A 15,942-nucleotide genomic window follows, 5' to 3' on the forward strand; every position below is an offset into this window, starting at 1 on the left:
GCGGCGCGCGCCCGCATCCGTTACCGGGGCGGCCGCGGCCGGCCGTGAGCTGGCCAGCCGCTGATTCTCGCGTTCCAGCTCGGCGATGCGCGCATGGGCCGTCGACAGCTTGGCCTCGGCGTCCTTCTGGTGGGTGGCATGGGCGTCGCGTTCGGTGGCATAGCGGTTACGCCATTTGCGGCCGCCCGGATGGCTCGCCAGCCCGAATAGCCAACCCGCGATGAGGACCAGCCCCAGCACGGCGAACTGCGTCGTCGAAGTGAACAACATCGCGTCGATCCCTGCCTGTTACGCAAGACTAACGACCGATCGCCGCGAGAGGTTGCGCGCGTCCCCGATTTCGTGCGCGACGGCGCTACCGCCCCGCCATCGAGGTCATCAGCGAATCCTTGATCGAGCAGGCGGCGGGGCCGAGGATCACGACGAACAGCGTCGGCAGGATGAACAGGATCAGCGGCACCGTCATGATCGCGGGCAGGCGGGCGGCCTTTTCCTCGGCGCGCATCATGCGTTCGTTGCGGAACTCGGCCGACAACACGCGCAGGGAACTGGCGAGCGGGGTGCCGTATTTCTCGGTCTGGATCATGGTGGTCACGACGCCGCGCAGAGCGTCCAGCCTCACCCGCAACGACAGATTCTCCAGCGCCTGTCGCCGGTCGGTCAGGAAGCCGAGTTCGACCGAGGTCAGCTGAAACTCGTCGCCCAGTTCCGGGTAGGCGCGGCGCAGTTCGCGCGCGACGCGGGCGAAGGCGGCATCGACCGTCAACCCCGCCTCGGCGCAGATCACCATCAGGTCGAGCGCGTCGGGCAGGCCCTTGCGGATCGCATGCGATCGCTTGTCGATCTGGTTCTTGAGCGCGATGTCGGGTGCCTTGTAGCCCAGCACCAGCATGCCGGCGACCATCATGTAGCGGCTGAACCCGCTCCACTGGGCGAAATCGTCGCTGCCATAGACCCACAGCGCCGTGCCGCCGCCCAGCAGGATCGGCAGGGCCAGCCGACCGAAGATCACCGCGAACGCCATCTCCTTGGACCGGATGCCCGCCTGAAGCAGCTTCAGCTGGATCGCCTTGACCTGTTCGTCCTGAAGCATGCGCAGCGCACTGAGCAGTCGGCGCATCCGTTCCAGCAGGGTGCCGCGATCGATGAACTGGGCGCGACGCTTCGGGCCGGTGTCGATCCCGGCCTTCAACTGTTCGCGGCGTGCGTTCAGCGTGGCGACGCGGCGGCGCATGGGATCGCGCACACCGATGAGGACATAGCCGACGACCATCAGCGACAGCACGCACACCGCCCATAGCATGGCGGTGACCGCTTCGGGGCCGAGGCCGGAGAAGGAGGCGGAACCGGTCATATCAGATCTCGAAATTGATCATGCGCGACATGATGAAGGCGCCGATCGCCATCCACACCACCCCGGCGGCGCCGACGATCATCAGTCGCGGGTCGATGAAGAAGCGCTCCATATAGGGCCGGCTGATCATCCAGATCATGGCGAAGACCAGGAAGGGCAGCGCCCCGATGATATAGGCCGACGCCTTGGATTCGGACGACATCGCCTTGATCTTCAGCTTCATCTGCGCGCGCTTGCGCAGCACGTCGGCCAGGTTGGACAGGGTCTCGGCCAGGTTGCCGCCGGTTTCGCGCTGGATGGCGATGGCGATGACGAAGAACTGGAACTCGGGCGTCTCCAGCCGGTCGGCGGTTTCCTGAAGCGCGGCATCCATCGAACGGCCGATCCGCATCCGGTCCGACACGGCGCGAAACTCCTCGCCGATGGGGCCGGGCACCTCCTGGCCGACCACGGCCATGGTCTCGGTCACGGGCAGGCCGGAGCGAAGCCCGCGTACCAACAACTCGATGGCGTCGGGAAAGCGCGCGACGAACTTCGTCGTGCGCCGCCGGATCGTCATGCCGACGATCATGTTGGGTATCAGCAGACCCGCGCCGATGCCGCCCAGCACCGCCAGGAACAGCGGCAGGCCCAGCAGCGCCAGCAGGATGGTCGTGCCCAGCGCGACACCGGCGCTGACGATGCCATATTGCCCGACCGTCCAGTCGCGCCCGGTCCGGTCGAGCCGCTTGGCCAGCTTGGCGGGATTGGGGAGCAGCCGGGCAAACGCCTTGTCGACGCGCGTGTCGCTGGCCAGCGCGATGCCGCGCGACGCCGCGACCATGGGTGATACCGGCTTGTCGAGGTCGAGCGCCACCCGACCGCGCAGACCCGCCAGTCGGCGGGCCTGCTGGCGGGAGGTGGACGGACCGGACAGGGCGGTCGCCACCAGCACCAGCGTCAGGAAGACGCCGGCCGCCAGGATCAGGGTCGCGAACAGGCTCATCGGATCAGCTCGGCCGTGGTCGCTTGGCGAGGAACGCCTTCAGGTCGAACTTGTCGAGCAGCGTGCGCCGGGCGGGGGCGGCATGTTCGGCCGAGACGCAGATGCGCCCGGCCAGCGCGATCAGCGGCGCCACGGTGCGCGACGTCCGGCCGAGATCGGCGATCAGGCGACCCGCCTTGGCCGCCTGCACGACCAGCTTCTGGTCATGCGGGATCAGGACATCGACGGCGCGCTCGATCGACCCTTCGAAATCCTTCTGCGCCATTTCCGCCTGGGCGGCCGGCAGAACCCGGTTGGCGGCGACCAGGACGGTCGCCTGCGGCGCATGGGTCTTGAGCCAGGACAACAGGCGGATCGTATCGCGCGCGGCGGCCAGCGTGAATTCGGTGACCAGCACGATGGTCTGCACATGGGCGGCGAGCACGGGATGCTGGATCAGCATGTTGCGCGGCAGATCGACGACCATGGTCTCGAAATTCGCGCGCATCTCGTCCTGCAACTGGGTGAAGGCCAGGCCGTCGGTCAGCACCGGGCCGCTGATCGGCGCCTCGGCCGACAGGACGGCGAGCCGTTCGGACGCCTTGACCATCGCACGTTCGAGGAACAGCCCGTCGATGCGGCTGGGATTGTCGATCGCGTCGACCAGCCCGCGCCCCGGCTCCAGGTCGAGCGCCAGCGCGGCGGTGCCGAAATGCACGTCGAGATCGAGAAGACCGGTGGTGCGGCCGAGCTGTTCGGCCATCAGCCAGCCGAGCGAGGTGGCGATGGTCGATGCGCCGACGCCGCCGCGCACCCCGATCACCGCCACGCTGCACGGCGCCTTTTCGGGGGTCAGGTCGGCCGATTGCGGCGTGTGCAGGATCGCGCGGGCCTGCGCGAACGAGTCGCGCAGCTGGTCGGGATTGACGGGCTTCAGCAGATAATCGTGCAAACCGCTGGCCAGCAGCGTGCGATAGAGGCGCACGTCGTTCACCGGGCCGATCGCGATCACGATCGTGCCAGGCTCGCACACCTCGGCCAGATTGCCGATCTCCTGCGCGGGTTCGCGCGACTCGCTGAGGTCGACCAGCAGGATCTGCGGGCTGGCGGCGACCGACAGCGCCTGGATCGCGCCGCGCAGACCGCCCTTCAGCACCTTGTCGGGCGACCAGCCCTGCTCGGCCAGCAACGGTCGAATGGCCTCGGTTGTCCGCTCGTCGCAGACATAGGCCTGAAAGGGATCGCGGGTCGTCAGGCCACGCGGTTTCCAGGGTGCGTTCACGGCTGGCCTCCCATGCCGCCACCGGAGCCGCCCGAACCCCCGCCCATGCCAGCCCCCATGCCGCCACTATCGCCGCCGCCCTTGCCGGTCGCGTTGCGCAGCGAGGTTCCGCCGTTGCCCGTTGGCTGGGCGCGGCGAAAGGCGTTGACGGCGCGTGCGGCCACGGCCGGGTCGGCGCTGGCCGGTCCGTCGACACCTTGGACCAGATCATGGGGGTTGGCGACCATCGCGGCGAGGTTGCGGTTGACCGCGCAGCCGTGATTGGAGGCGGTCCGCCCGGCCCAGTCGGGTGCGACGTCGCTGCTCCAATCGGGGCAGCCGGGCACCGATGCCCTGGCCCGCGTCACGACGACGCGGATGGTGGCCGGGGCCAGCGGCGCGCGGGCGATCGCGGCCGGCGTTCCGACCAGCAGGCCATGGCGGCCGACGATCTCGGCGATCTGGCGATAGGCGACGGAGGCTTCGCCTTGCGGGTCCTCGATCGTGACGCGGTCGCCGTAGCCGAGCCGCAGATTGTCGGCCCAACCCGCAAAGCGCTGCGCCTCGTCACCCGCCAGGCGTGGGCCCGACAGCGCGAGGTCGAGGGCATAGTCCGCCTGCGTCACCACCGGCTGATGCACCGTCTCCAGGCCGGGCTGGCCAGTGCCGACGCAACCGGCGGTCAACGCCAGCAGGCCGGCCGATGCCAGAGTGGAAAGGGATAGGCGCATGGGGCGGGACATCCTTGGGCGGGCGATCATTCGGAAAAACCGGGGGCGGGGACGCCCTTGCGGGCACGCGGTGTCGGCGGCATCGCACGCTGGGCACCGGTCAGCGCGCGGCCCTGCGCGGGATCGGCCATGGTCGGCACCGGGCGCGCCTCGCCGGAGCCGGCGCTGAGCCGGCCGAGCAGGACGCGTTCGGCGTCGTTGACCGCCCGCTGGCCGTCGGTGGGCAGCGCGATGTCGGACGGCGAATTGACCGGCTTGACCAGATAGGGGGTGATGACGATGACCAGCTCGGTTTCGTTGCGCTTGAAGGCGTTGGAGCGGAACAACGCGCCGATCAGCGGCAGGTCGCCCAGCCACGGCGTCTTTTCGATCGAATTGTCCCGACTGTTGGACAACAGGCCGGCGATCATCATGCTCTGCCCCGATCCCAGCTCCAGCGTCGTCTCGGCGCGGCGGGTCGTGAGCGCCGGAATGGTGAATTTGTCGAGCGTGACCGCTCCGGCCGAGGAGATCTGGGATACCTCGGGCCGGACGCGAAGCGAGATGCGCCCGTCGGACAGCACGGTCGGCGTGTAGGACAGGCTGACGCCATATTGCTTATATTCGACCGACACCGTTCCCAGGGCGGCTGACATGGGAATGGGGATTTCCCCGCCCGCCAGGAAGGTCGCGGTCTCCCCCGACAGGGCGGTCAGATTGGGATTGGCGAGCGTCGATACCTGACCCAATGTCTCGCCCAGGTCGAGCGCGCCCAGCAGGTCGGTGCCCAGCACACGGCCACCCAGCCCCAATGTCGTATGCAGCGGGCCGCGCTCGAACCCATATTCGGTACGCGTGCCGCCACCGGGATTGATCCCATCGGTGATCGTGCCCCCATTCCTGCCCGATGCGACCCCGAAGACGAAGCCGCCCGAACTGCGGTCACGGTTCAGCAGGTTGACGCCGATCGACTTGACGTAGCTGCGATTGACCTCGGCGATGCGGACCTGAAGATTGACCTGGAGCGGTGTCGCGGTCTTCAGACGACCGATCACCTTGGTATCCTTGCCGACATAGGCCTGGACCAGACGCTCCGCCTCGGCGACGTCATCGGGGCTGGCGACGGTGCCGGTCAGCAGGACCAGGCCGTTCATCGGCGTCGCCGCGATCTGCGCATCGGGCATGGCGAGACGCAGCATCCGGCCGACCGAATCGAGATTGTTGCCGATCCGAACGGTGGTCGCATAGACGACCGCGCCGCCGCGCGCGGTGGCCGAGATGGTGGTCTCGCCCGGCTTTCGGCCGAAGATGTAAAGCTGCGTGGGTGAGCGAACCTGGACATCGGCGATGCTGTCGTCGGCGACGAACAGATCGGTCATCGGGCGCGGCAGGGTGATCAGCCGGGCGCGTCCGGTATTGATCTCCAGCACCTGTCCGCCGCGCGCATCCGCGGCGGCCCGGCCGCCTGCCCCCGGTGCGCCATGCGCCGGGGAGGGTGCGAGGAGCAGCGGGGCGAGCAGCAGCGCGACGGCGGCCGGACGACCGATACCGGTCGGAATGGTTCGCTTCGTCATCATCCTCACTTCTCCCCCTCCGCCCCGCGCGAGCCGCGCGCGACGCGGACGCTGCCCTCGGTCTTGACGGCGGCCGTCGGCTGACCCGTGCCGGTCGCGCCCGTCGCCGGTCCGGCCTGGCGGCCCGGTACGGTCCGCCGCTGATAGCGGGAGATATCGCCGCCGGTGACATAGGAGGCATGGTCGATCATCGGCCCCGCCGATCCGGTCTGGTCCGCGTTCGGGTTTCGTGGATCAGTGGACTGATCGGCCAGCGCGCGCAGCGACAGCGACAGCGTCCCCACGGTCTGCGCGACGGCGAGCTGCTCGGCGATCTTGGGCGTGGTCTCGACCGTGACCGTGGTGAAGGTCTGGATCGGCGTCTTGCCGTCGCCCGTCGCCTGATTGTCGGTGCGCTGGTCGGTCGCGAGCACGCGGACGTTGCGCAGGATCGTCTCCGACACCTTCAGCGGCGGGCCGTCGCCGCCGCCCGCCACGTCCTGGGTCAGGACCATGTCGATCCGGTCGCCGGGAAAGACGAAGCCGGCGACGCCGGTCTGCGCCGACACCGGCACCGTCACCGCCCGCATCCCCGGCATCAGCGCGGCGGCCAGAAAGCCGCGATTGCCCGGCTGCACCACCATGCCCTGGGTCAGCGGCTGGCCGGCGGTGACCGCATAGCGGACGACCGTGCCCTGCAACTGGGCGGGATCGGACTTGCCCTTCACATAATAGGCGCCGTCGACCATCTGATCGGGCCAGGGCCGGAACTTCAGCGCGGTGGGGTCGATGATGGTGCCGACCGGCAACGCGCGGGTCGCGACCAGGATCTGCGTACCCAGCTCGGGCGGCGGAGCGACCGTCACTGCCGCCGCACTGGCGGGCGGCACGGGGCTGCCCGCCGTCAGCGTACGGGCGAAGACCGCCGTCATCCCGGCGACGAGCAACGCCCCCACCAGCAATAAGATCTTGCGACTGTCCATCTATGTTCTTCGGCTCGCGGGCCGGACCCTTTTCCTGGCATGTCGGGTGGGTGAGCGAGGGGGAGGGGGGTGAAGTGTTGTTTCTTGCAGCACCATCACCCCTCCCCTCCCCCCCCCCACGCCGTAAGGGACCTCCACCGCATCGCCCCGCTCGCGCCCGCGCAGTCGCCGGTCGATCAGCATCGCCAGGGTCACCACCCCGCCCGTGATCGACATCAGCATCAGCATGCGGATCAATGGACCGAGGGGCAGCCATAGCGACAGCGCCGCGATCATCTTCACATCGCCCCCGCCCATCATCCCGACGCGGAAGGCCAGCGCGAACAGCAGGAACAGCCCGATCGCGACGCCGAGCTGAAGCGCCGCGTCCGGCCATGGCGGAACGCCCGAGGCCCACCACCACAAGGGCGCGATCAGCGCGATCGCGGCATTCTTGCGATCGGCGATCTCGCGGGTGCGCGCATCCTCGATTCCGGCGGACAGCAGCAGCAGGCCGAGCGCGCAGAGCAGGGCGATACGGATGACGGACCAGTCCATAAGGCAAAAGCTCCTAGACGGCGGGGCTTTCCAAACCGTAACCGGGAATCGGATGACCGACGCCCCCGCTTCAGATCCCGCTTCAGTGCTCGCCCTTCGCCGCAGCTTTCCGGCGTCCGCATGCCTGTCGCGATGGACCGCGCCCGATGGCTGGGATCACCGCCGCTTCGACTGGGACGCGGAGCGTCCCGTCGGCCGGCTGCTGTTTCAGACCGGGCGCGCGGATGTGGTCGAGAAATATCTGGAGATATTCGCGCATCTGGTCGCGCGGGGGTGGAGCGTGACCGCATTCGACTGGCGCGGGCAGGGGGGATCGGGGCGGCTGACGTCCGACCCCCATGTCGGGCATGGCACCGATTTCGCCACGTTGATCGAGGATCTGCGCGCCTTCTGGGCGGACTGGCGGCGCGAAGCGGCGGGGCCGGCCGTCCTGCTGGGCCATTCCATGGGCGGGCATCTGGCGCTGCGCGGGGTCGTCGAGGGGGCGGTTGCGCCCGATGCGCTGATCCTCGTCGCACCGATGCTGGGCCTGAAACTGCCGCTGGGGCCGATGCTGGGCGGGGGGATCGTCCGGTGCATGGCGGGAACGTGGGCCACGCGGGGCGTCTGGCGCGCGCGGGAGGGGGCTGGCTCGCATACGCGCCAACGCAACCTGACCCACGACGCCGATCGTTATGCGGACGAGGCGCATTGGTATGATCGTCACCCCGAACTGGCGCTGGGTCCGCCCAGCTGGGGTTGGGTGGCGGCGGCGCTGCGGTCGATCGCGAGCCTGCGTGGAGACCCGCGTCTGGCGGATGTGAGCGTGCCGACCCTCATGCTGCTGGCGGAGGCCGACCGGCTGGTCGATCCGGTGGCGGCCGCCCGGCTCGGTGAGCGGATCGGCGCGCGGATCGTGCGTTTCGGACCCGAGGCCGCGCATGAGCTGTTGCGGGAGGCGGACCCGGTGCGGCTGCGCGCGCTGGGTGCGATCGACGCGTTTCTGAATGAGGTGGCGCGATGACCCACGACGTCGCGATCATCGGTGCCGGCATGGCGGGGGCCAGCCTGGCGGCGGCGGTCGGACCACGCGCGCGTGTCGTGCTGATCGAGGCGGAGGACCTGCCCGGCCGCCACGCGACGGGACGGTCGGCCGCCTTCTGGTCGGAAACCTATGGCGGCCCGGCGGTGCAGCCATTGACCACCGCCTCCGGTTCCGCCCTGCGCGAAGGCGGCTATCTGACGCCACTCGGATCGCTTCATATCGGGCGGGAGGAGGATGCGGGGCGGATCGCGCGCCTGCTGTCCGATTTCGAGGGGAGTGGCGTCGCGCTGTCGCGGGTCGATCCGGCGGCGCACGTCCCCGGCCTGCGCCGCGAATGGGTGCACGGCGTGTGGGAGCCGAGCTGCGCCTATATCGATGTCGCCGCGTTGCATGCCGATTATCTGGCGGTGGCGAAGGTGGCGGGTGCTACGCTGATGACCGACGCCGCACTGCTGACGGCCGAGCGGCGCGATGGCATATGGCGGCTGGAGACCCGGGCCGGCCCGGTGCGGGCGCGGCTGCTGGTCAATGCGGCGGGTGCCTGGGCCGATACGGTCGCCGGCATGGCGGGCGCCGCGCCGATCGGTATCGCCCCCTATCGCCGCACGATGATGCAGCTGCGCACCGACCCGCCCGCGCCCGCCGGCCTGCCACACGTCATCGACATCAACGGCCAATTCTATTTCAAGCCCGAGGCCGGCGGCCGGCTCTGGCTGACCCCGCATGACGAAACGCCGAGCCCGCCTTGCGACATCGCGCCCGAGGAATGGGACGTTGCGGTCGCCATCGACCGGCTTGAAAAGACCGTCGACTGGCGCGTCGAAGCGGTCGAGCGCCGCTGGGCCGGCCTGCGCAGCTTCGCCCCCGACCGCGCGCCGGTATATGGGTTCGATCCCGAGGTGCCGGGCTTCTTCTGGTGCGCAGGGCAGGGCGGCTTCGGCATCCAGACCGCGCCGGCGGGAGCGATGCTGGCGGCGGGGTTGCTGCTGGGGGAGGGGGATGTACCTGCGGGGGTGGATGCGGCACGCTATGGCGCGGGGCGGTTTTTGGCCTAGGGTCAGGACCCATTGATGTGAGGGCTGCGATCTGATTCAGGCTCCGCAAGGAGATTGGGATGAGCGACCTGTTTTGGCTTACGGACGAGCAAATGGAGCGGCTACGGCCGTTTTTTCCCAAGAGCCACGGCAGGCCTCGGGTTGATGACCGCAGAGTGTTCAGCGGCATCGTTTTCGTCAACCGCAACGGGCTGCGCTGGCGAGATGCGCCGAGCGCCTACGGTCCGCACAAGACGCTCTACAATCGGTGGAAGCGCTGGGGCGAGGCGGGCGTGTTCACGCGGATGATGGAAGGGCTGGCTGCGGTGGATGCCGAACCAAAGACGGTCATGATCGACGCGACATATTTGAAAGCGCACTGCACGGCATCGAGCCTGCGGGTTAAAGAGGGGATCTCGGCCGCCTGATCGGCCGCACTAAGGGCGGCATGAACACGAAGCTTCACGCCCTTGCCGACGCGAACGGCCGCCCCTTGAGCTTCTTCATGACCGCCGGCCAGGTCAGCGACTACACCGGCGCGGCAGCGCTGCTGGACGATTTGCCCAAGGCGCAGTGGCTGCTCGGCGACCGTGGCTACGACGCCGACTGGTTCAGGGATGCTCTCCACGCCAAGGGTATCCAGCCCTGTATTCCGGGCCGCAGATCGCGCAACGAGCCGGTTCGGTACGACAAGCGCCGCTATCGGCGTCGCAGCCGCATCGAGATCATGTTCGGCCGCCTCAATGACTGGCGCCGTGTCGCCACCCGCTATGACCGCTGCCCTACTGCCTTCTTCTCCGCCGTCGCTCTCGCTGCAACCGTCATCTTCTGGCTCTGATCAATGAGTCCTGACCCTAGGTGCTTGGGCTGCGCGTGCGCGGATGCGCGCGGTTAACAACGTGACCGACAGCGGCCATTTTCAACAGCACCACCTGATTGACGTCGTTCAAGGGTACCACCAAAGCAACGCTCGTATTTCTCGGGCGGCATAGGCGATAATCCCTGTCGGATAGCCAGTATGCGCGGACCTGGGCCGGTATCGGCTTTCCGACAGGCTAAGCATAATTTCGTGCCCGTTCTGTGACATGACCCCATTTCGACATGCCAACTTTCTAGCTCGTATATAACAGCTAGCGGCATCGACGTGACGGACGTGGGAACCTTTGTGAAATTCACAAAACATCATCCCGATCGAGAAGTCCTGTTTGTGGCCCCTCGATCGGGAGGTCATGTTCAGGCTTGAGCGAGCGCGGTCGCGGTTTCGCGGTAGTCGTGCAGCGGGCGACCGAGCAGGGCGGTCAGTCGCGCGCGGTCGCCGTCGAGCGGGATCATGCCGTCGCTGACATAGCGTTCGGCCATCAGCCGCATCTCGTAGGCCGTCCACTTGGGCATGAACGTCGCCATGTTGGCCTCGAATCCGCTGGGATCGTCGCCGCCATAAGCGACCGGTCGGCCCAGCACCTCCGACCAGATCGCTGCGACCGCCTCACCGGTCAGCGTATCCGGCCCGACCAGGTTGATCGTCTCGCTCGGAAGCGCGGCCTCGGCGGTATCGCGGCGGATCAGTTCGATCGCGGCGACCTCCGCGATGTCGCGGGCGTCGACCATCGCCACACCCTTGCCGCCGATCGGCATCGGATAGACGCCGTGGGTCACGATCACGTCCTTCACCATGACCTCATTGTCGATGAAGTAGGTCGGACGCAGGATCGTCGCACTGAAGCCCATTGCCTCCAGCATCCGTTCGGCACCGTATTTGACCGCGAAATGCGGGACGTTGACGGCCCGGTCGGCTTCGAACACCGAGAGGTAGACGACGCGCGTCACGCCCGCCTCGCGCGCCAGATTGAGCGTGATGATCGCCTGAGTGAATTCGTCGCCGGTGACGGCATTGAGGAGGAATAGCGTGCGGACGCCGGTAAAGGCGGACCGCACCGTATCGACATCGAGCAGGTCGCCCTGCACGACCTCGACGCCTGCAAAAAAATCGGCCTTTGCGGGATCGCGCGTGAGGACGCGAACAGCGGCTTCGCGCTGCACCAGCTGGTCGACGACGTGGCGACCGACGCGGCCGGTGGCTCCGATTACGAGAATGGTCATGGCATTTACTCCTTCGCTGGGTCTTGCTGACGAAGCGAAGATGCGTGATCCATCGATGCGCAAATAGACGCGCAATTTGGACGCGCCGTCTCACTGATGGAACGACATGGACCTGCTAGCACTTGCCGACTTCACCCTTGTTGCCCGTCACGGTGGCTTCGGCGCGGCATCACGCGCCGCCCGACGCCCCAAGGCCACGCTGTCGCGGCGTGTCGGCGAGTTGGAAGCGGCGCTGGACGTACGGCTATTCGAGCGGGGACGGCGCGATCTCAAGCTGACCGAGGAGGGGCGCGCATTGTTCGAGCGCGCGGGCGCGCTGCTGATCGAGTTGGAGGAAATAACGGCCGCAATTGCGTCTGGCGGCGGCCAGGTACGGGGTCGATTGCGGGTCAGTGCGCCGCTGCTGTTCTCGCAGACTGCGATGGGGCGGCTCGCGGCCGACTTCGCGCGGGCGCACCCAGAGGTCCGACTGGAGGTGACCACCGACGACCGGGCGGTGGACATGATCGAGGAGGGCTACGACCTTGCGATCCGGGTCAACCCGGCGTCCGACGATGCGCTGGTCGGCCGCGCATTTCTACACGACCGCTTGGTCGCGGTGGCCTCTCCTGACCTGGCACGACCTTCGAGCGGGGCCGCATCAGCGGTCGTGCGTGGTGCCGATCCCGCCCGATCATGGACGCTTGCGGGTCCGGCCGGGGCAGAGACGCTTGCGATCGATCCGGTGCTTCGCCTTTCGTCGCTGGTCATGATCCGGGACGCGGTGCGTGCCGGGGCCGGGGTGGCGCGGCTGCCACTATCCCTTGTTCTGCGCGATCTGGCTGATGGGCGGCTGACGAAGTGGGGCGATGTAGCCGGATCGGAGATCGCGCTATGGGCGCTCTATCCCTCGCGTCGGCTGCTCAACGCGAGGGTAGGGGCCTTTCTGGATCTACTACGGCAAGCCTTCCCACAGGCCGCACCGGAGGAACTCGCTGCTTATCTGGCGGGGTGAGGTGTCAGAGGCCTTTCCCATCTCACCATCCTTTTCGGGAAAGGGGGCTCGGCTCGGTGCCGGCTATGTGGGGCGGCATTTCCGTAAGCGGCATGTCCGCTACCCACTTGTTTCAGCCGTGATCGACGCGCCGGCGTCGATCCTACTTCCGAAACGTCTCCGCCGCATCGCTCGCCAGCTTGTCGGCGCGTTCATTGTCCGGGTGGCCGGCATGGCCCTTCACCCATTTCCACTCGATCTGGTGACGGTCGGCCGCCGCGAGAAGGGCCTGCCAGAGTTCGGCGTTTTTGACCGGCTTCTTGTCCGCCGTGCGCCAGCCATTGCGCTTCCAGCCGTGGATCCACTTGGTCAGGCCGTCCATCACGTATCGGCTATCCGTCGACAGCGTGACGGCGCAAGGACGCTTCAGGGCGTTCAGCGCCTCGATCGCCGCCATCAGCTCCATACGGTTGTTGGTCGTCAGCGCCTCGCCGCCCGACAATTCCTTTTCATGCACGCCCGATCGGATCAGCGCGCCCCAGCCGCCGGGGCCGGGATTGCCCTTGCACGCGCCATCGGTGGCGATCTCGACGGGGGTCACAGTCCGGCCTTTCCATCGCGATAGGCGATATAGCGCCGCCAATAGGCCAGCGGGTCTTTCCTCGTCACCAGCGCGTCGGCGGGGGTGTTGAGCCAGTCCCACGCCCGCGACAGGGCAAAGCGCAGGCATGCGCCCATGGCGAGCTTGGCGAACGCCGCGCGCTCGGCGTCGGTCAGCGGGAAGTGACGCTGATAGCCCTCGACCAGCGCCGCGCCGATCTCGGGCGCATAGGTTTCGCCGCTGGCGTCGAAGCTCCAGGCCGAGTGCATGACGGCGAGGTCGTAGACGCGGTAATCGGTGCAGGCGAAGTAGAAGTCGATCAGCCCCGTGACCCGGTCGCCCAGCACCAGCACATTGTCGGGGAACAGGTCGGCATGAATGACGCAAGTGTCGAGCGGTTGCAAATCCCAGCCGTCGAGCACCGCGTCCAGCGCTTCGCCCATTGCGTCATGCAAGCCGGGCTCGATCCGGTCGAGGTCGCGCCCGCATTGCGCGAACAGCGGCCGCCAGCTGGCATGGCCCATCGAGTTCTCGCGGCGCTGCGGGAAGTCGGCCACCGCCCAGTGCATCGCGCCCATCGCATCCGCCGCCGCCAACGCCTGTGCCGGGCTGGGATGGGACAGCGATACGCCGGTCAGGAACTGGATCAGGCAGGCGGGGCGGCCCGCCAGTTCCTGAATCTCCACGCCGTCGCGGTCCTTGATCGCGGGCGGTACGGGCAGGCCCTTGGCCGCCAGATGATCGAGCAGCGCGAGGAAGAAGGGCAGATCGCCCGCCGCCACGCGCTTTTCGTAGAGCGTCAGGATGAACCGCGCGGTGGTGGTGTCGACCAGATAGTTGCTGTTCTCGACGCCTTCGGCGATCCCCTTGGCGGAGATCAGCTCACCCACGTCATAGCGTGCCAGAAACGCGGACAGCGCTTCGGCCGAAACCTGCGTATAGACGGCCATGGATCAGGCGGCCGCTTCCAGCCCGCGCGGCAGCTTGAACGCGATGGTTTCGCGCGTCGTCTCTTCCTCGCGCTCGCTGACGGTGAAGCGTTCCGACAGGCGATCGACCAGCTCGCGCACCAGTAGCTCGGGCGCCGAGGCGCCGGCGGTCAGGCCCAGCGTCTTCACCCCGTCGAGGAACGCCCAGTCGAGATCGGCGGCGCGCTGGATCAGCTGCGCGCGCTTGCCCGCCCGCTCGGCCACTTCGACCAGCCGCAGCGAGTTGGAGGAGTTGGGCGCGCCGATCACCAGCACCGCGTCGCACTCGGCGGCGATCGCCTTGACGGCGGCCTGACGGTTCGACGTGGCATAGCAGATGTCCTCGCCGCGCGGCCCCTGGATCGTCGGGAACCGGCTCTGCAACGCCGCGATGGTGGCGGCGGTGTCGTCGACCGACAAGGTGGTCTGGGTCAGGAAGGCGAGATTGTCCGGGTCGGCGGGCGTGAACGCCTCGACATCGGCGACCGTCTCGACCAGCGACATCGAGCCTTGCGGCACCTGGCCGAAGGTGCCGATGACTTCCGGGTGGCCGGCATGGCCGATGAACACGATGTGGCGGCCCATTTCGACCAGCCGCTCGGCCTGGCGGTGGACCTTGGAGACGAGCGGGCAGGTGGCGTCGAAATATTCGAGGCCCCGGCTCTCGGCATCGGCGGGCACCGACTTCGGCACCCCGTGCGCGGAGAAGACGACATGCGCGTTGGGCGGCACCTCGTCCAGTTCCTCGACGAAGATCGCGCCCTTGGCCTTCAGGCTGTCGACGACGAACTTGTTGTGGACGATCTCATGCCGGACATAGACGGGCGCGCCGTGCTTTTCGAGCGCCAGCTCGACGATGCGGATGGCGCGGTCGACGCCGGCGCAGAAACCGCGCGGGGCGGCGATCAACAGGTCGAGCGGCGGCTTCGGAGCATCGGTCATGGATGCGGCTCTACGCCATTGCTTGCGCGCGTCCAACCCGGTTCCTATGCTGGCGGCCAAACCGGCATCCTGCTTCGGCATCCAGAATAGGCGTTTCGACCTGTGAAAGCATCGTTTCTCGCTCCCGTTGCCCTTGCGCTCGTTCTGGGGGGCTGTGCCCGTACTGGTGAGATCGACGCCTCGGGCGGCATCACCGCCGTCCGCTCGGCCTGTCCGGTGGTCGGCGTGGCGGCGGGCACCGGCGATGTCACGCTGTTCAAGACGCCGGGCGCGACCGATGAGAATGCGATCGATCTGGTCGCGAACATGACCAATGTCCGCTCGACCTGCGCCGATGCGGGCGCAGACATCGTCACCACCGTGACCTTCAATGTCGAGGCGCGGCGCACCGACACGGCGGCGGCGCGCGACGTGACGCTGCCCTATTATATCGCGATCGTGCGCGGCGGCACCAATGTCGTCGCCAAGCGGGTCGCGCAGGTGAACGTGCATTTCGACGCCGGCCAGGCGCGCGGGCAGGTGGCGGGCGAGGCCTCGACCACCATTGCACGGTCGGCGGCGACGCTGCCCGACGATGTCCGCGAGAAGCTGACCCGCCGCCGCAAGGCGGGGGACGAGGATGCGGCGGTCGATCCGCTGACCCAGCCCGAGGTTCGCCAGGCCGTGGCGAGCGCCAGCTTCGAGGCGCTGGTCGGGTTCCAGCTGACCGAGGCGCAGCTGAAGTACAACGCGACTCGGTAATGTAAAATCCTCCTCGGCACGGGGGGGGGGCAGGCCGAAGGGCTGACGGAGGGGGGCTTCCTCATAGGACACCCTTTGCGGCGCGCCCCCTCCCCGTGCCCGGGGGGAGTGTTTACTTTGGACTCTGCAATCGCTTTCTGGCGAGGAAGATGTCGAGGGTAACTTCAAGCATGTGCTGGGTCTTGGATGCGCGCTTG

At 67.9% G+C, this 15,942-nt stretch carries 17 protein-coding genes; 5 read left to right on the forward strand and 12 right to left on the reverse strand.

The window, feature by feature from the left end:
* From ACQKJZ_RS12805 to ACQKJZ_RS12840, 8 genes are all read right to left on the reverse strand, one after another.
* Window positions 1-270, reverse strand: a 270-nt coding sequence (locus tag ACQKJZ_RS12805; protein WP_427731427.1) for a hypothetical protein, incomplete at its 3' end; no start/stop codon positions are given.
* An 85-nt stretch (window positions 271-355) separates the two neighbouring features.
* Window positions 356-1,354 carry a type II secretion system F family protein gene (locus ACQKJZ_RS12810; protein WP_427731428.1) on the reverse strand — a complete coding sequence of 333 codons (999 nt, stop codon included), beginning with the start codon at window positions 1,352-1,354 and terminating at the stop codon, window positions 356-358.
* Window position 1,355: 1 nt separating this feature from the next.
* Window positions 1,356-2,339 carry a type II secretion system F family protein gene (locus tag ACQKJZ_RS12815; RefSeq protein ID WP_427731429.1) on the reverse strand — a complete coding sequence of 328 codons (984 nt, stop codon included), beginning with the start codon at window positions 2,337-2,339 and terminating at the stop codon, window positions 1,356-1,358.
* A 4-nt stretch (window positions 2,340-2,343) separates the two neighbouring features.
* Window positions 2,344-3,600 (reverse strand): pilus assembly protein CpaE, encoded by a 1,257-nt coding sequence (locus tag ACQKJZ_RS12820; protein WP_312490573.1) that lies wholly within the window; start codon window positions 3,598-3,600, stop codon window positions 2,344-2,346.
* Window positions 3,597-4,310, reverse strand: coding sequence for a CpaD family pilus assembly protein (locus ACQKJZ_RS12825; RefSeq protein ID WP_427731430.1), 714 nt, complete (start codon window positions 4,308-4,310; stop codon window positions 3,597-3,599). The genes ACQKJZ_RS12820 and ACQKJZ_RS12825 overlap by 4 nt, the downstream gene beginning before the upstream one ends.
* A gap of 26 nt (window positions 4,311-4,336) precedes the next feature.
* Complete coding sequence (locus tag ACQKJZ_RS12830) at window positions 4,337-5,866, reverse strand: type II and III secretion system protein family protein (RefSeq protein WP_427731431.1); 1,530 nt, start codon at window positions 5,864-5,866, stop codon at window positions 4,337-4,339.
* A 2-nt stretch (window positions 5,867-5,868) separates the two neighbouring features.
* Window positions 5,869-6,825, reverse strand: a complete 957-nt coding sequence (gene cpaB / locus ACQKJZ_RS12835) for a Flp pilus assembly protein CpaB (protein WP_427731432.1) — start codon at window positions 6,823-6,825, stop codon at window positions 5,869-5,871.
* Window positions 6,826-7,362 carry an A24 family peptidase gene (locus ACQKJZ_RS12840; RefSeq protein WP_427731433.1) on the reverse strand — a complete coding sequence of 179 codons (537 nt, stop codon included), beginning with the start codon at window positions 7,360-7,362 and terminating at the stop codon, window positions 6,826-6,828.
* Between the two features lie 52 nt (window positions 7,363-7,414).
* Here ACQKJZ_RS12840 and ACQKJZ_RS12845 point away from each other — a divergent pair, with 52 nt between their 5' ends.
* The 3 genes from ACQKJZ_RS12845 to ACQKJZ_RS12855 all read left to right on the forward strand — a co-directional run bounded on the left by ACQKJZ_RS12845 (window position 7,415) and on the right by ACQKJZ_RS12855 (window position 10,258).
* Complete coding sequence (locus tag ACQKJZ_RS12845; protein ID WP_427731434.1) at window positions 7,415-8,365, forward strand: alpha/beta fold hydrolase; 951 nt, start codon at window positions 7,415-7,417, stop codon at window positions 8,363-8,365.
* Complete coding sequence (locus ACQKJZ_RS12850; protein ID WP_427731435.1) at window positions 8,362-9,441, forward strand: NAD(P)/FAD-dependent oxidoreductase; 1,080 nt, start codon at window positions 8,362-8,364, stop codon at window positions 9,439-9,441. The genes ACQKJZ_RS12845 and ACQKJZ_RS12850 overlap by 4 nt, the downstream gene beginning before the upstream one ends.
* 59 nt (window positions 9,442-9,500) lie before the next feature.
* Window positions 9,501-10,258, forward strand: a protein-coding gene (locus tag ACQKJZ_RS12855; RefSeq protein ID WP_427731436.1) for an IS5 family transposase whose coding sequence is annotated in 2 segments (ribosomal slippage) — window positions 9,501-9,834 and window positions 9,834-10,258 — 759 coding nt in all. Because the reading frame shifts where the segments join, the coding sequence is not laid out codon by codon here.
* A 395-nt stretch (window positions 10,259-10,653) separates the two neighbouring features.
* Here the strand turns inward: ACQKJZ_RS12855 and ACQKJZ_RS12860 are convergent.
* A complete protein-coding gene (locus tag ACQKJZ_RS12860) occupies window positions 10,654-11,520 on the reverse strand; it encodes an SDR family oxidoreductase (RefSeq protein ID WP_427731437.1) in 867 nt (288 codons plus the stop codon).
* Between the two features lie 106 nt (window positions 11,521-11,626).
* On the opposite strand from ACQKJZ_RS12860, the gene ACQKJZ_RS12865 reads away from it, so the two are divergent.
* Window positions 11,627-12,514, forward strand: a complete 888-nt coding sequence (locus tag ACQKJZ_RS12865; protein WP_427731438.1) for a LysR family transcriptional regulator — start codon at window positions 11,627-11,629, stop codon at window positions 12,512-12,514.
* 142 nt (window positions 12,515-12,656) lie between these two features.
* Here the strand turns inward: ACQKJZ_RS12865 and rnhA are convergent, their stop codons facing one another.
* From rnhA to ispH, 3 genes are read right to left on the reverse strand one after another with little or no spacing between them, the layout of a single operon-like run.
* Entirely contained in the window at window positions 12,657-13,094 is a 438-nt protein-coding gene (gene rnhA / locus ACQKJZ_RS12870; protein ID WP_427731439.1) for a ribonuclease HI, read from the reverse strand.
* Window positions 13,091-14,044: a homoserine kinase gene (gene thrB, locus ACQKJZ_RS12875; RefSeq protein WP_427731440.1), complete on the reverse strand. Its 954-nt coding sequence runs from the start codon at window positions 14,042-14,044 to the stop codon at window positions 13,091-13,093. The genes rnhA and thrB overlap by 4 nt, the downstream gene beginning before the upstream one ends.
* 3 nt (window positions 14,045-14,047) lie before the next feature.
* On the reverse strand, window positions 14,048-15,004 hold the full coding sequence (gene ispH / locus ACQKJZ_RS12880; RefSeq protein WP_427731441.1) for a 4-hydroxy-3-methylbut-2-enyl diphosphate reductase: 957 nt from the start codon (window positions 15,002-15,004) through the stop codon (window positions 14,048-14,050).
* 102 nt (window positions 15,005-15,106) lie between these two features.
* Here ispH and ACQKJZ_RS12885 point away from each other — a divergent pair, with 102 nt between their 5' ends.
* A complete protein-coding gene (locus ACQKJZ_RS12885; protein ID WP_427731442.1) occupies window positions 15,107-15,745 on the forward strand; it encodes a hypothetical protein in 639 nt (212 codons plus the stop codon).
* Window positions 15,746-15,942 lie beyond the last annotated feature (197 nt).

Source organism: Sphingomonas sp. NPDC019816 (assembly GCF_050274375.1).
Lineage (GTDB): Bacteria > Pseudomonadota > Alphaproteobacteria > Sphingomonadales > Sphingomonadaceae > Sphingomonas.

Bases quoted from the DNA above. Each gene is read 5' to 3' on its own strand.
- ACQKJZ_RS12810 (WP_427731428.1), bottom strand. From the start codon at position 1,354: ATGACCGGTTCCGCCTCCTTCTCCGGCCTCGGCCCCGAAGCGGTCACC.
- ACQKJZ_RS12815 (WP_427731429.1), bottom strand. From the start codon at position 2,339: ATGAGCCTGTTCGCGACCCTGATCCTGGCGGCCGGCGTCTTCCTGACG.
- ACQKJZ_RS12825 (WP_427731430.1), bottom strand. From the start codon at position 4,310: ATGCGCCTATCCCTTTCCACTCTGGCATCGGCCGGCCTGCTGGCGTTG.
- ACQKJZ_RS12830 (WP_427731431.1), bottom strand. From the start codon at position 5,866: ATGATGACGAAGCGAACCATTCCGACCGGTATCGGTCGTCCGGCCGCC.
- cpaB (WP_427731432.1), bottom strand. From the start codon at position 6,825: ATGGACAGTCGCAAGATCTTATTGCTGGTGGGGGCGTTGCTCGTCGCC.
- ACQKJZ_RS12840 (WP_427731433.1), bottom strand. From the start codon at position 7,362: ATGGACTGGTCCGTCATCCGTATCGCCCTGCTCTGCGCGCTCGGCCTG.
- ACQKJZ_RS12845 (WP_427731434.1), top strand. From the start codon at position 7,415: ATGACCGACGCCCCCGCTTCAGATCCCGCTTCAGTGCTCGCCCTTCGC.
- ACQKJZ_RS12850 (WP_427731435.1), top strand. From the start codon at position 8,362: ATGACCCACGACGTCGCGATCATCGGTGCCGGCATGGCGGGGGCCAGC.
- ACQKJZ_RS12860 (WP_427731437.1), bottom strand. From the start codon at position 11,520: ATGACCATTCTCGTAATCGGAGCCACCGGCCGCGTCGGTCGCCACGTC.
- ACQKJZ_RS12865 (WP_427731438.1), top strand. From the start codon at position 11,627: ATGGACCTGCTAGCACTTGCCGACTTCACCCTTGTTGCCCGTCACGGT.
- thrB (WP_427731440.1), bottom strand. From the start codon at position 14,044: ATGGCCGTCTATACGCAGGTTTCGGCCGAAGCGCTGTCCGCGTTTCTG.
- ispH (WP_427731441.1), bottom strand. From the start codon at position 15,004: ATGACCGATGCTCCGAAGCCGCCGCTCGACCTGTTGATCGCCGCCCCG.